General features: G+C 71.4%; 8 protein-coding genes. 6 read left to right on the forward strand and 2 right to left on the reverse strand.

Features of this window, described 5'->3' with window-relative positions; all coding sequences use genetic code 11:
• Window positions 1-366 (forward strand): hypothetical protein, encoded by a 366-nt coding sequence (locus tag AC57BS_RS03275; protein ID WP_496410041.1) that lies wholly within the window; start codon window positions 1-3, stop codon window positions 364-366.
• A gap of 248 nt (window positions 367-614) precedes the next feature.
• Here AC57BS_RS03275 and AC57BS_RS03280 read toward each other — a convergent pair whose 3' ends face one another.
• Window positions 615-1,250, reverse strand: coding sequence for a hypothetical protein (locus AC57BS_RS03280; RefSeq protein ID WP_496410042.1), 636 nt, complete (start codon window positions 1,248-1,250; stop codon window positions 615-617).
• 106 nt (window positions 1,251-1,356) lie between these two features.
• The gene (gene glgP, locus AC57BS_RS03285; RefSeq protein WP_496410043.1) at window positions 1,357-3,966 is read right to left on the reverse strand and encodes an alpha-glucan family phosphorylase; all 2,610 of its coding nucleotides are present in this window, start codon (window positions 3,964-3,966) and stop codon (window positions 1,357-1,359) included.
• 92 nt (window positions 3,967-4,058) lie between these two features.
• On the opposite strand from glgP, the gene AC57BS_RS03290 reads away from it, so the two are divergent.
• From AC57BS_RS03290 to glgB, 5 genes are all read left to right on the forward strand, one after another.
• Window positions 4,059-7,910 carry a M36 family metallopeptidase gene (locus AC57BS_RS03290; protein WP_496410044.1) on the forward strand — a complete coding sequence of 1,284 codons (3,852 nt, stop codon included), beginning with the start codon at window positions 4,059-4,061 and terminating at the stop codon, window positions 7,908-7,910.
• 89 nt (window positions 7,911-7,999) lie between these two features.
• Window positions 8,000-9,979, forward strand: coding sequence for an alpha-1,4-glucan--maltose-1-phosphate maltosyltransferase (locus tag AC57BS_RS03295; RefSeq protein WP_496410045.1), 1,980 nt, complete (start codon window positions 8,000-8,002; stop codon window positions 9,977-9,979).
• Between the two features lie 23 nt (window positions 9,980-10,002).
• Window positions 10,003-11,742 carry a maltose alpha-D-glucosyltransferase gene (treS, locus tag AC57BS_RS03300; RefSeq protein WP_496410186.1) on the forward strand — a complete coding sequence of 580 codons (1,740 nt, stop codon included), beginning with the start codon at window positions 10,003-10,005 and terminating at the stop codon, window positions 11,740-11,742.
• A complete protein-coding gene (locus AC57BS_RS03305) occupies window positions 11,739-13,130 on the forward strand; it encodes a maltokinase N-terminal cap-like domain-containing protein (RefSeq protein WP_496410046.1) in 1,392 nt (463 codons plus the stop codon). The genes treS and AC57BS_RS03305 overlap by 4 nt, the downstream gene beginning before the upstream one ends.
• On the forward strand, window positions 13,127-15,007 hold the full coding sequence (glgB, locus tag AC57BS_RS03310; protein WP_496410047.1) for a 1,4-alpha-glucan branching protein GlgB: 1,881 nt from the start codon (window positions 13,127-13,129) through the stop codon (window positions 15,005-15,007). The genes AC57BS_RS03305 and glgB overlap by 4 nt, the downstream gene beginning before the upstream one ends.
• Window positions 15,008-15,070 lie beyond the last annotated feature (63 nt).

Consider the following 15,070-nt stretch of genomic DNA (forward strand, 5'->3'; position numbering starts at 1 on the left):
ATGGCCAGCAGCGTTCCCGCGCGACGTACGGAGAAGGGTCGCAGCCACCTCCTCGACCTCGACGCACCCCGTCAGGTGATCAAGGACCCGGAGAAGGACGCGCGCGACCTCGCGCGGGTGCAGCGCTGGGTGATGTCGACGCTGGCCGTCACCACGATCCTGCACCTCGTCGTGGGCCTGGTCGTGGCCGGTGTCATGCTCGACGGGCCGATGTCGTCACGGGTCGGCCTCCACGTCATCGCCGGTGCCTTCGGTGCCATGGCCGTCGCGGCGGGGCGGGCGATCCACGGCAAGGCGATCCTGTCGCCCTGGCTACTGCTCGGGCTCGTCCCGACCGCGGTCGGGCTCTGGCTGACCCTCGGCTGATCCTCCGGGCGCTACGCCGCGACGCGGGACGACTGGCCACAGCGACCGTCGTACGGACCGAGTGGCCGGCCCGGCCCGGCGCACACGCGGCACTCGAGTCCTGCTGAGCGCGTTCGGTCCGTCCGACGGCCGCGTAGACACGCGGACAGAACCCAGAGGTCGCCGGGCCGCCCCCGCTCAGGTGACCGGTCCGGCCGCACTTCTGTCCGCGTGTCCACGCCGTCCACGGTCGGGCTCGGCCGCCGGACTCACCGCGAGGACCGATGACCCTGCCGAGTCCGGCGCGGAGGCTCGTCGCGCAGCACGACCGGCGACGGGAACCGCACCCGGTCGCGCGACCACGGCCGGGTCGCGTCGGAGCGGAAGTAGCCCGTCGACGACGTCACGCGCACGCTCAGCGGGCCGGCAGGGATGCATCGCTGCGGAACGGTCAGGCGCACCCGGTCGGTCCGGCCGAGCACCTGGGCACGCAGGGGATCGCAGGCGATGTAGCTGCCCGCTCCATCGACGTCGTGGGCCGCATGGGCAAGCCGTCGGCGCTGCGGACTGAACGAGACCCCTGCCGTCCCGGTGGCCGCCGAGCCCGCCGCCGGGGTGAGCGACAGGACCACGATCTGCTGGAACCGGCGGGTGGTCAGCACACGACCGAGCCACACCGTGATCCGCACGCTGCTCGCGCGCACCTCAAGGTCGACCCGTCGGATGTCGATCGAGGTCCGCTCGGTCCGACTCAGGCCCCTGACCTCGGCGAAGGTACGGACGTCGCCGGCCCGGTCGCGCACGCTCGTGGTCTCCGGGGGACGGACGGTGGGCGCCGGGACCCCTCCTGCCTGCACACCGGCGAGCACGGTCGCGGTGGTGAGCAGCGCAGCACAGATCCCCATGTCACGAACCTAGGGCGGTCCACGCGGGGAGAGGTCATGTGATTCGGGGACATCCCTACTGACGGGACTCTCGCCCCGGACCTCGGCCTGCGCCCTGTGCGAGGCCTCAGGCGGGCTCGGCCACCAGCCCCAGCTCGGCCACCGACGCGAGCGCGTCGTTCTTGGGCAGGGCACGCACCGTGTAGCCGAACGCGCCGGAGTGGTCGAGCAGGACGGTCGCGTCGAAGCGGTGGCGGTTGCCGTCGTAGGACTCCCCCACCGTCATCGGCGTCACGGACGTCGCGGTCAGCTCGTCGTCCGAGCCGATCTTGCCGTGCACCACCTGTACCTCCACGTCGGACGGCGACAGCGACCCGAGCGCGACCCAGGCACGTACGGCGAGGGTGGCGCCGACCTCGGCCTGGTCCCCGACGCCCTCGGAGTCGACGTGCTCGACCCGGACGCCGTGCCAGGCCGCGCGGACCGACTGCTTCCAGGCGGACAGCTCGTGGGCACCGGCGTAGTCGGAGTTGAGGGAGCGCGCGGTGTGCGCCGCGGGGGCGTAGAGCTCGCGGACGTAGTCACGCACCTGGCGGGTGGCGAGCACCTTGGGGCCCAGCGACTTCAGCGTGTGGCGCACCATCTCCAGCCAGCGCGGAGGCACGCCCTCGTCGTTGGTCTCGTAGAAGCGCGGGACGACCTCGGTCTCGAGGAGGTCGTAGAGCGCGTTGGCCTCGAGGTCGTCGCGACGGTCGGGGTCGTCGATGCCGTCGGCCGACGGGATCGCCCAGCCGTTGTTGCCGTCGTACCACTCGTCCCACCACCCGTCGAGGATCGACAGGTTGAGGCCGCCGTTGAGCGCGGCCTTCATGCCGGACGTCCCGCACGCCTCGTAGGGGCGCAGCGGGTTGTTGAGCCACACGTCGCAGCCGGGGTAGAGCGGCTGCGCCATCGCGATGTCGTAGTTGGGCAGGAACGCGATGCGGTGCCGGATCTCCGGGTCGTCGGCGAAGCGAACCATCTCCTGGATCAGTCGCTTGCCGGTCTCGTCGGCCGGGTGGGCCTTGCCGGCGATCACCAGCTGGATCGGGCGCTCGGGGTCGAGCAGGAGCTTCTTGAGCCGGATCGGGTCGCGCAGCATCAGGGTGAGCCGCTTGTAGGTCGGCACACGCCGCGCGAAGCCGATGGTCAGCACGTCGGGGTCGAGGGCGCTGTCGATCCAGGTCGTCTCGGCGGCGGCGAAACCGCGCTTGGCCGCCGAGCGGCGCATCCGGTCGCGGGCGTCGTCGACGAAACGGGTGCGGAGCGTGCGCTTGAGGTCCCAGATCTCGCGGTCGCCGATGTGGTCGACCATCGGCCAGAGCGCGTCGGTGTCGTCCCCGTCGATGTCGGCGCCGCGGCTCGCGGCGAGCTCGATGACCTCACGGGCGATCCAGGTCGGGCCGTGCACGCCGTTGGTGATCGAGGTGATCGGGACCTCGGCCTCGTCGAAGGCGGGCCAGAGTCCGTTGAACATGCCGCGCGAGACGTGGCCGTGCAGCTGGGACACGCCGTTGGCGCGCTGGGCGAGACGGAAGCCCATGACCGCCATGTTGAAGACGCCGGCGTCGCCGCCGTCGTAGTCCTCCGCACCGAGCGCCAGGACGCGGTCCACGGGGACGCCCGGGGTGGGGCTGTTGCCGCCGAAGTACTGGGAGACCAGCTCGCGGGGGAAGCGATCGATGCCGGCCGGGACCGGGGTGTGGGTCGTGAAGACCGTGCCTGCCCGGGAGACCTCGAGCGCGGTGTCGAAGTCGAGGTCAGGACCGCCGTCGCCGACGGTCAGCTCGCGGATCCGCTCGATGCCGAGGAAGCCGGCGTGCCCCTCGTTGGTGTGGAAGACCTCCGGGGCCGGGGCCCCGGTGATGCGCGACCACACGCGCAGGGCACGTACGCCGCCGACGCCGAGGAGCAGCTCCTGGCGCAGCCGGTGCTCGGAGTTGCCGCCGTAGAGCCGGTCGGTCACGTCGCGGTAGTGGGCGCTGTTGTCCTCGATGTCGGTGTCGAGCAGCAGCAGCGGCACGCGGCCGACCTGCGCCACGAGGATCCGGGCCACGAGGTCGGGACCGTCGGGCAGCGCGATCGAGACGGTCGCCCGGCTGCCGTCGGCCTCGCGCAGCTGGGTGAGCGGGAGCTCGTCGGGATCGAGGACGGGATAGCTCTCCTGCTGCCAGCCGTCGCGGTCGAGAGCCTGCTTGAAGTAGCCGTGCCGGTAGAACAGCCCGACGCCGATCAGGGGGATGCCGAGGTCGGAGGACGCCTTGAGGTGGTCGCCGGCGAGGATGCCGAGACCTCCGGAGTACTGGGGCAGCACCGAGCTGATGCCGTACTCCGGGGAGAAGTACGCGATCGCACGGGGGGCTCCGCCCCCCGTGTCCCCCCCAGGAACGAACGTGCCGGCCTTCCGGGCGTACCAGCGGTCCTCGGTGAGGTAGCGCTCGAGGTCGGCGTGCGCCGCGTCGAGGCGGGCCCGGAACTCGTCGTCGCCGGCCAGCTCGTCGAGGCGCTCACGGCCCACGGCGCCGAGGAGGCGCACCGGGTCGCACTTGACCTGGCGCCACAGCCCGGGGTCGATCGACGAGAACACGTCCTGCGTCGGTGGGTGCCACGACCAGCGGAGGTTGCCGGCCAGGACGGACAGCGCCGCCAGGGGCTCGGGCAGGACAGGACGGACGGTGAATCGTCGGAACGCTCGCACGGTCCTGCACGCTAGGGCATTTCTTGGAACGATCCAAGCGCTCGCGCCGGACCCGTGAGTAACCTCCGCGGGCATCCCGCCGTTGTTGCGGCATGACGCAGCCCCGCCACCGCCTCGGTCGCACCATCCTCGCGACCGTCTCGATCCTCGCGATCTCGACCCTCACCACGATCGCCGCGCCGGCCACCGCCGAGCCCGAGACGATCACGCCGGGCCCCGCCCCCCGCGACGTGCGCACGCTCGGCGACCCGGTGGCCGGCCCCGCCGACATCGACTCCCGCGGCACCGCGCTCCCCTCCGCAGCGCAGCGCCAGGCCGTGGACGCCCTCGGCGGCGTCACCGCCCGGTGGAACTCGCTCGGCACCCCCGCGTCGATCCTCCCGGACGGCGGGAGCCTCGGTGCAGCGCCGGGAGCGCCCGTGGCCGGTGCCCGCGCCTGGCTGCGCGAGCACGCCGCCGCATTCGCCATGTCGGCCGCCGACGTCGACGCGCTCGAGGTGGTCAGCTCCCAGCCCTTCACGCAGTCCGGTGCCCGCGCCGTGCTGTTCCGCCAGGACTTCGGCGGGGTCGCTCCCGCGCTGGGCGGTCTCGTCACCGTGGGCGTCGCCGACGGGGAGGTCGCCTACGTCTCGTCCTCGCTCGCCCGGACGACCGGCTCGATGCCGGCGGCCACGCTGACGCCGCTCGAGGGCTGGCTCGAGGCCGCGAGCGACCTGTCCGTCGGCGTACCGGCAGCCCAGGTCGCGGACATCACGAGGACCGTCAGCGGCGGCTGGACCCGGCTCACCGTCCCCGGCTTCGCCCAGGAGCAGCAGGTCCGCCTGCGCGCCCTGCCGATGGCCGACGGCTCGGTCCGGCCGGTGCTCGAGGCCAACGTCGTCAACGTCACCGGCGGCGCGACCCTGGCCTTCACCTCGCTGGTCGACGGTGTCACCGGCGAGGTCCTCGCGCGCCACAACAAGACCGAGAACTTCGCCTACAACGACGTCTTCACCGGCGCGGTCGACCTGGCGACCGGCTGCGGGCCCAAGCACCCGTTCGACCTCGAGGACGACCTGACCCGGTCGATCACCGCGGTCGCCACCGGGTCGCCCACGGACGACTTCGTCCTCAAGCTCTTCCAGGGCTCGACGCTCATCGCCGGGCAGGACCTCGCCACCAACCCGGAGGCCCTCCAGTACTCGGCCGCCAGCATTCCCGGCGGCACCTACTCGCTCCAGGTCTGCGAGTTCGAGCCCGGCACCGTCGTCCTCGGTCAGTACACCCTCGCCGTCACCACGAGCGACACCGCGGCGCCCGGGACCGGCGACCTCGCCGCCAACCCGCGCTGGCGCCTCTTCACCGCCAACCCGACCCTGGACTCCCCCGAGGAGACCCCGACCAACTCGGTCGTCGGCTGCTGGAAGGTCGCGGCCGACGAGTGCGCCGACTCCCCCACCCCGCTCGCCAACGTCGCGGCCTTCGGTCCCTGGGACACGGTCGGCGCCCTGCCGACCTTCACCACGGTCGGCAACAACGCCAACACCCATGAGGCATGGGCCAGCCCGCTGACGCCGGGGGGCCTGGCCCAGGCGCCGACCTCCCCGGAGCGGCACTACACCGAGGAGTTCGAGGACCACTGGAACAACAGCCGGTGCGACGTCGCCCAGCTCGTGCCCGGCGGCAACGACATCAACGCCTCGGTCGGCAACCTGTTCGCCGCGCACAACCGGATGCACGACTACTCCTACTACCTCGGCTTCACCGAGGAGAACTACAACATGCAGCTCGACAACGGCAGCCGCGGCGGCGTCGGGGGCGACCAGGAGGTCGGCAACGCGCAGGCCGGCGCGATCACCGGCGGCAGCCCGAGCTTCCTCGGCCGCGACAACGCGAACCAGGTCACGCTGCAGGACGGCACGCCCGGCATCACCAACCAGTACCTCTTCGAGCCGATCGCCGGCGCCTTCTACGCCCCCTGCACCGACGGGGGCCTCGACATGGGCATCGTCGGCCACGAGTACACCCACGCCATCAGCAACCGCATGGTCGCCGGCCCTGACGAGGGCCTGACGTCCGAGCACGGCGGGGCGATGGGCGAGTCCTGGAGCGACCTGGTCGCCGGCGAGTACCAGTTCGCGCACGGCTACAGCAACGGCGGCAACGTGTGGGCCGTCGGCGCCTACGCGACCGGCAACACCGAGACCGCGATCCGCGACTACTCGATCGACGACAACCCGCTGAACTTCTCCGACTACGGCTTCGACTCCACCGGGCCCGAGGTGCACGCGGACGGCGAGATCTGGAACGCGACGATGTGGGAGGTCCGGCAGGCGCTCGTCGAGAAGTACGACGCCCAGTACCCGTACGCCGACGAGGCCCTCCAGCTGGCCTGCGCGCAGGCCACGCCGAGCGCCACGCCGCGTCCGGCGGACACCTGCCCGGGCAACCGTCGCTGGGTCCAGCTGATGTTCGACTCCTTCCTGCTCCAGCAGGGCGCCACCTCGATGCTCGACGCCCGGGACGCGATGATCGCAGCCGACCGGATGCGCTTCGGCGGCGCCGACGAGGACGTCCTCTGGGCGGCCTTCGCCCGTCGCGGCATGGGGGCGGACGCCTCGGTCGTCGACGCCGACGACCACGAGCCGGTCCCGGGCTTCGCCACCCCGACCGGTCCGGTCTCGACGATCACCTTCGCCACGACCGGCAAGGCGAAGATCTACGTCGGCGACTACGAGGCCCGCGTGACCCCCGTGGCCGACACCGACCCGGGCACCGAGCTCGGCGCCGGCGCCCACTTCACCCCCGGCACGTACGAGATGGTGGCGGTCTCCCCCGACCGCGGGTTCACCCGCTGGACGATGACCGTCCTCGCCGACGGCCAGCCGCGCACCGAGACGGTGGGTGACGTGGTCAACCTGGCCGGCGCCGCCGCCGGCGCGTCCGTCATCTCCGCCACCGAGGGGTCCCTCAACGCCGACGCGCTGATCGACGGCACGGAGGCCACCAACTGGGGCGGGGTCACCGCGACCCAGGTCGACGAGTCCCAGCCGTCCGTCTCGGTCGACCTCGCCGGCGACGTCAGCACCGTCAGGCGGGTGCAGGTCAGCGCCTACCTGACCCCGGCGCCCGCGTCCGCGACCGACCTCCCGCTGGCCCAGGAGGACCCCGACTCCGGATCCCGCTTCACCGCGCTGCGGCAGTTCGCCCTCGAGGCGTGCACGGCGGACTGCGCATCGGGCGACGCCACCTGGACGCGCTTCTACACGTCTCCCGCCGACGCCTTCCCGAGCACGCTGCCGCGCCCGGTGGCGCCGACGCTCAACCTGCGGGCGTTCGACGTGCCTGACACGCAGGCGGCCGCCGTACGGCTGGTGACCCTCGAGAACCAGTGCACCGGCCAGGAGGCGTACGCCGGGCAGCAGACCGCGAGCACGACGGTGCTGACCGACTGCAAGGAGGGCTCCGACCGCGGCACGATCGTGCACGCCGCCGAGCTCCAGGTCTTCGGCGAGGACGCCACCCTGCCGCAGCAGCCCGACCCGGCGGGCGGCAGCACGGGCGGCGGCACGAGCGGCACCGGCGGCACGGGCACCGGCAGCGGCACCGGCACCACGGCGCCCACGCAGACGCCCCCGACCACGGCACCGACGACCACCCGCGTGCGTCCGACGGTCTCGATGACCGTGCGGCGCAAGCTCCAGACCGCGCAGAACCGGGCACCGAAGCTGGTGATCGAGGTCCGCTCCGACAGCACGCAGCCCGAGCGGGGCCGGCTGGTGGTCGTCATCGACGGGGAGAAGTGGAAGACCGTCCGCACCCGGACCGGCGAGCGCCGGGTCCTGGTCACCAAGCGACTGCTCCGCGGCCGGCACACCGTGCGGGTGCGCTTCCGTCCCGCCGACCGCAGCGCGTTCGCCCCGGCCCGCAGCCGGCTGAAGCGGATCGTGGTGACCGGGGGGTGACCGGTCGATCGGGCCGCGCCGTGTCAAAGGGGTGAGACCGGGACCCGTCCGGCTTGCGTCGCGACCCCGACCTTCGCAAGTGTGGGGTCATGGTTGGACGGATACCCGTGATGGATGTCTCTCCCGTGGTCGACCTGGGTCGCCAGTCGGCCAAGGCCACCGTGGGCGAACCGATGCCCGTACGGGCGTCGGTGTTCCGCGAGGGCCACGACCAGCTGGCCGCCGAGGTGGTGGCCACCGACCCGAGCGGGCGCACCCGCGAGCCGGTGCGGATGCGTCCCGACGGCGATGCGCCCAACCGCTACGTCGCCCACGTCACCCCCGACGCCCCCGGCGAGTGGACCTTCGAGGTCCACTCCTGGTCCGACCCGGTCGCGACCTGGCAGCACGACGCGGGCATCAAGATCCCGGCCGGGGTCGACGTCGAGCTGATGTTCACCGAGGCCCGGCTGCTGCTCGAGCGGGTGGCGGCGGGCACGGGACCGCAGCGGCTCGACACGACGTCGGCTGCCGTCGTCTCCGGCGCGCTCGCCGCCGCGACCGACACCGAGCGACCCGTCGGCGCGCGCCTCGCCGCCCTGCAGGACCCCGACCTCGACGCCGTGCTGCTCGCCCACCCGCTGCGCGAGCTCCTCACGGTGACCGGCCCCTTCCGGTTCCGCGCCGACCGCACCCTCGCCCTCTTCGGCAGCTGGTACGAGTTCTTCCCCCGCTCCGAGGGCGCCACGCGCGACGAGAAGACCGGCAAGGTCACCACCGGCACGTTCCGCACGGCCACGGAGCGGCTCGACCGGGTCGCCGAGATGGGCTTCGACGTCATCTACCTCCCGCCGATCCACCCGATCGGCGAGGTCAACCGCAAGGGCCCCAACAACACCCTCACCCCCGGCCCGGACGACCCCGGCTCGCCCTGGGCGATCGGCAGCAAGGACGGCGGCCACGACGCCATCCACCCCGACCTCGGCACGTTCGCCGACTTCGACGCCTTCGTCGCGCGGGCGCGCGAGCTCGACCTCGAGGTCGCCCTCGACCTCGCCCTCCAGGCCGCGCCCGACCACCCGTGGGTCACCACCCACCCGCAGTTCTTCACCACGCGCGCCGACGGCACCATCGCGTACGCCGAGAACCCGCCCAAGAAGTACCAGGACATCTACCCGATCAACTTCGACAACGACCCGTCCGGCATCTGCCGCGAGGTCCTGCGGATCGTGAAGCTCTGGATCTCCCACGGCGTGCGGATCTTCCGTGTCGACAACCCGCACACCAAGCCGCTCGCGTTCTGGGAGTGGCTGCTCGCCGAGGTGCGGCGCACCGACCCCGACGTGATCTTCCTGTCGGAGGCGTTCACCAAGCCGGCGATGATGCACGGCCTCGGTGCCGTGGGCTACCACCAGAGCTACACCTACTTCACCTGGCGCACCGGCAAGCGCGAGATCGAGGACTACCTCGTCGAGGTCTCGTCCGAGTCCGACCACTTGATGCGGCCCAACTTCTTCGTCAACACCCCCGACATCCTCCACGCCTACCTGCAGTACGGCGGGCCGGCCGCGTTCAAGGTGCGTGCCGCGCTCGCCGCCACCGGGTCACCGAGCTGGGGCGTGTACGCCGGCTACGAGCTGTTCGAGCACGTGGCGGTGAAGCCGGGCTCGGAGGAGTACCTCGACTCCGAGAAGTACCAGATCCGGATCCGCGACTGGGCGAAGCACGACGCGGAGGGCACCACCCTCGCGCCCTACCTGACGCGCCTCAACGAGATCCGCCGTCATCACCCGGCGCTGCAGCTGCTGCGCAACGTGAGCATCCACCACAGCGACGACGACCACGTGCTGGTGTTCTCCAAGAGGCACGAGGACGACGTCGTCATCAGCGTCATCAACCTCGACCCCCACGGCACCCGGGAGACGATGATCCACCTCGACATGCCGGCGCTCGGCCTCGGCTGGCACGACTCCTTCGTCGCGCACGACGAGATCACCGGCGCCGACTGGAGCTGGAGCGGACACAACTACGTACGCCTCGACCCCGGGTGGGAACCAGCCCACATCATCAGCGTCAGGAGGACCCGTTGACCGACCACCCCACGTCAGCCGAGATGCCGACGGACGCAGGTGCGGCCACGGCAGTCCTCAACGCGGAGCCGGAGTGGTTCAAGACGGCGGTCTTCTACGAGGTCCTGGTGCGCTCGTTCCGTGACTCCAACGGGGACGGCACCGGCGACTTCAAGGGACTCATCGAGAAGCTCGACTACCTCGAGTGGCTGGGCGTCGACTGCCTCTGGGTGCCGCCCTTCTTCACCTCGCCGCTGCGCGACGGCGGCTACGACGTCGCCGACTACAACAACATCCTCCCCGAGTGCGGCACGGTCGAGGACTTCCACGAGTTCCTCGACGCCTGCCACCAGCGCGGCATCCGCGTGATCATCGACTTCGTCATGAACCACACGAGTGACGCGCACCCGTGGTTCCAGGCCAGCCGCAGCGACCCGGACGGGCCCTACGGCGACTTCTACGTGTGGTCCGACACCGACGAGCTCTACCAGGACGCGCGGGTCATCTTCGTCGACACCGAGCCGTCCAACTGGACGTGGGACCCGGTCCGCCAGCAGTACTTCTGGCACCGGTTCTTCCACCACCAGCCCGACCTCAACTTCGACAACCCCAAGGTCCACGACGCGATGCTGGACGCGATGGCGTTCTGGCTCGACATGGGCCTAGACGGCTTCCGCCTCGACGCCGTGCCCTACCTCTACGAGCGGCCGGGCACCAACGGCGAGAACCTGCCCGAGACGCACGACTTCCTCAAGAAGTGCCGCCGCTTCGTCGACGAGCACTACCCCGGCCGCGTGCTGCTCTGCGAGGCCAACCAGTGGCCGGCCGACGTCGTGGAGTACTTCGGCCCCGAGAAGACCGACGACGGCCGCTGGATCGGCACCGAGTGCCACATGGCCTTCCACTTCCCGGTGATGCCGCGCATCTTCATGGCCGTGCGTCGCGAGTCGCGCTTCCCGATCTCGGAGATCCTCGAGCAGACGCCGTCGATCCCCGACGGCTGCCAGTGGGGCATCTTCCTGCGCAACCACGACGAGCTCACCCTCGAGATGGTCACCGACGAGGACCGCGACTACATGTGGTCCGAGTACGCCCACGACCCGCGGATGAAGGCCAACATCGGCATCCGCCGGCGTCTCGCGCCGCTCCTCGACAACGACGTCAACCGGATGGAGCTGTTCACGGCGCTCCTGCTGTCGCTGCCCGGGTCCCCCGTCCTCTACTACGGCGACGAGATCGGGATGGGCGACAACATCTGGCTGGGCGACCGCGACGGTGTGCGTACGCCCATGCAGTGGACGCCCGACCGCAACGCCGGCTTCTCCTCCGCCACGCCGGGCAAGCTCCACCTGCCCGCCATCCAGGACCCGGTCTACGGCTACCAGTCGGTCAACGTGGAGGCGCAGCTGGAGAACACCTCCTCGCTGCTGCACTGGACCCGCCGCCTCGTCCACGCCCGGCGCCGCCACCCGGCCTTCGGGCTCGGCGACTTCACCGACCTCGGCGGCTCCAACCCGAGCGTGCTGTCCTACGTCCGCGAGCACAGCACCGACGAGAGCCGCGACGTCATCCTCTGCGTCAACAACCTGTCCCGGTTCCCGCAGCCGGTGGAGCTCGACCTGCGCCACTGGGAGGGCATGGTCCCGGTCGAGCTGCTCGGCGGGGTGCCGTTCCCGGCCATCGGCGAGCTGCCCTACCTCCTGACGCTGGGAGGCTACGGCTTCCTCTGGCTTCGCCTGACGGATCCCGACGCCACGGGAACGGGAATGGGGGTGGAGCAGTGATCGAGGAGCTGAGGAGCTATGTCGCGGAGGCCCGCTGGTTCGGCGGCAAGGGTCGTGACTGGGAGCTCACGGGCGTACGACGCGTGGGCGAGCTGCCGGACGCCCCGGACGGCCTGCGCGTCACCATCGAGCTCGCGGAGGTGACCTACGGCGGGGACGCCGCCGACACCGAGCTCTACCAGCTGCCGCTCGCCTACTACCGCCACCCGCAGGACCGGCTCGCCCACGCGATGGTCGGCGAGTGGCACGACGACGAGCTCGGCCAGGCGTACGTCTACGACGCCGTGCACGACCGCGAGTCGATGGCGCTGTGGCTGAAGGCGTTCGCCGCTCCCCCGACGAGCACGGCCCGCGGGCTGCTCGCCTTCCACAGCCTCGCCGGCCACGACCTCGACCTCGAGGCCCACTCGACTCTCTTCTCCGGTGAGCAGTCCAACTCCTCGGTGGCCTTCGGCGAGGACGCGTTGATGAAGGTCTTCCGCAAGGTGACCCCGGGCGTGAACCCGGACATCGCCATCCACCAGGTGCTCACCGAGGCCGGCTCGACCCACGTCGCCGCCCTCTACGGCTGGCTCGACCTGGTCGACGAGGAGACCAACACCACCATCCAGCTGGCGATGCTCCAGCAGTTCCTCCGCACCGCCAGCGACGGCTGGGACCTCGCCCTGGCCAGCGTCCGCAACCTCTTCGCCGAGGCCGACCTCCACGCCGACGAGGTCGGCGGCGACTTCGCCGGCGAGGCCGCCCGGCTCGGGGTCGCGCTGGCCGACGTGCACGACGACCTCGCCGAGCACTTCCCGCTCGAGCAGCGCGACGCCGCCGTCGTCGACGGCCTGGCCACCGCGATGGAGCAGCGGCTCACCGCCGCGATCGACGTGGTGCCCGACCTCGCGGCGCACGAGCCCTCGCTGCGCGCGACGTACGCCCGGCTCCGCGAGCTGGACCACATCGACGTGCAGCAGGTCCACGGCGACCTGCACCTCGGCCAGACGTTGCGCACCTCCAAGGGGTGGAAGATCGTCGACTTCGAGGGCGAGCCGGCCAAGCCGCTCGCCGAGCGGCTCAAGCCGGACTCGGCGTGGCGCGACGTCGCCGGGATGATGCGGTCCTTCGACTACGCACCGCGCGTGGTCGCGCTGAACAGCGGCGGCTACGACGCCGAGGAGTCGGACCAGCGGGCCTACCGGGCCGCGGAGTGGTCGGCACGCAACCGCGCCGCCTTCCTCGACGCCTACACCGTCCGGCGCGGGGTGCAGGCCGACAGGGCCGCGGAGATCCTGCTCGACGCCTACCTCGCAGACAAGGTCGTCTACGAGGCGGTCTACGAAGCACGCAACCGACCGGGATGGCTGTCCATCCCGCTGGCAGCGTTGGGAGAGACGCGATGACTGAGACGACACACGCCCCCGGTGAGCTCGACCTGCACCTGATCGGCGAGGGGCGCCACGAAGAGCTCTGGCGGGTCCTCGGCGCGCAGGTGGGCGAGGACGGCACCTCCTTCCGCGTCTGGGCGCCCAACGCGCTGGAGGTCCAGGTCGCCGGCGAGTGGGCCGGCTGGGACGGCTCCGCGCACCCGATGACCAGGCTGGCCGACTCCGGCGTGTGGCACGTGCACGTCGAGGACGTCGGCGTCGGCGCCCAGTACAAGTACCGCCTGCGGGGCGCCGACGGCCAGTGGGGCGACCGCGCCGACCCGCTCGCCCAGTACGCCGAGAAGCCGCCGAGCTCGGCCTCCCGCGTCTGGCGCTCCGAGCACCAGTGGGGCGACGACGCCTGGCTCGAGGCACGACGCGACAGGCAGCCGGCCGACGAGGCGATGTCGACCTACGAGGTGCACCTCGCGTCGTGGCGCAAGCACTACTCAGGCGAGCTCTACTCGTGGGACGAGATCGCCGACGCGCTCGTGCCGTACGTCTCCGACCTGGGGTTCACCCACGTCGAGCTCATGCCGGTCATGCAGCACCCGTTCGGCGGCTCGTGGGGCTACCACGTCACCTCCTACTTCGCGCCCGACTCGCGCTTCGGCGACCCCGACGGGCTCAAGCGCCTCATCGACCGGCTGCACCAGGCCGGCGTCGGGGTGATCCTCGACTGGGTTCCCGGCCACTTCGCGACCGACGAGTGGGCACTGGCGCGCTTCGACGGCACCCCCCTCTACGAGGACCCCAACCCGCAGCGCGGGTGGCACAAGGAGTGGGGCTCCCACATCTTCAACTTCGGTCGCCACGAGGTGCGCAACTTCCTCTACGCCAACGCGGTCTACTGGCTCGAGGAGTACCACGCCGACGGATTGCGGGTGGACGGCGTGGCCTCGATGCTCTACCTCGACTACGCCCGCGAGCACGGCGAGTGGTCGCCCAACGTCCACGGCGGGCGCGAGAACCTCGAGGCGGTGCAGTTCCTCCAGGAGATGAACGCCACCGTCTACAAGCGGGTCCCGGGCGTCGTCACAATCGCCGAGGAGTCAACGGCGTGGCCCGGCGTCACCGGCCCCACCAGCGACGGCGGCCTCGGGTTCGGCTTCAAGTGGAACATGGGCTGGATGCACGACTCGCTCAACTACGTCTCGAAGGACCCGCTCTACCGCAGCCACCACCACGGGCAGATGACGTTCTCGCTCGTCTACGCCTTCGCGGAGAACTACGTCCTGCCGATCAGCCACGACGAGGTCGTCCACGGCAAGGGCTCGCTGCTGCGCAAGATGCCCGGCGACCGCTGGCAGCAGCTGGCCAACCTGCGCGCCTACCTCGCCTACATGTGGGCCCACCCGGGCAAGCAGCTGCTCTTCATGGGCTGCGAGTTCGGCCAGGAGTCCGAGTGGGCTGAGAGCCGCGAGCTCGACTGGTGGCTCCTCGAGCACCCCGAGCACGCCGGCGTGCACGCCATGGTCCGCGACATGAACTCCACCTACGCCGCATCCGGTGCGCTGTGGGGTCGCGACAACGACCCGTCGGGCTTCCAGTGGCTCGACGCCAACGACGCGGGGCGCAACACGTTCTCGTTCGTCCGCCGCTCCCCCGGCCACCCCGACCTCGTCTGCGTCGCGAACTTCGCCGGCAACCCGCACGAGGGCTACCGCCTCGGCCTGCCCAGTGCGGGCACCTGGACGGAGGTGCTCAACACCGACGCCGAGGCCTACCACGGCTCCGGCGTGGGCAACCTCGGCTCGATCACCGCGGCCGAGGGCGACCACCACGGCCAGCCGGCGTACGCCGACATCGTCGTGCCCCCGCTCGCGACGGTCTGGTTCCGCAAGGACGACTGACATGGCGGACCCGGAGGACGCAGGCGTCCTCCGGGTCCGGGACCAGTCACGCGGCGAGGGCCG

It is taken from the genome of Nocardioides sp. BGA-UO-ETr-FS32, from assembly GCF_059567905.1.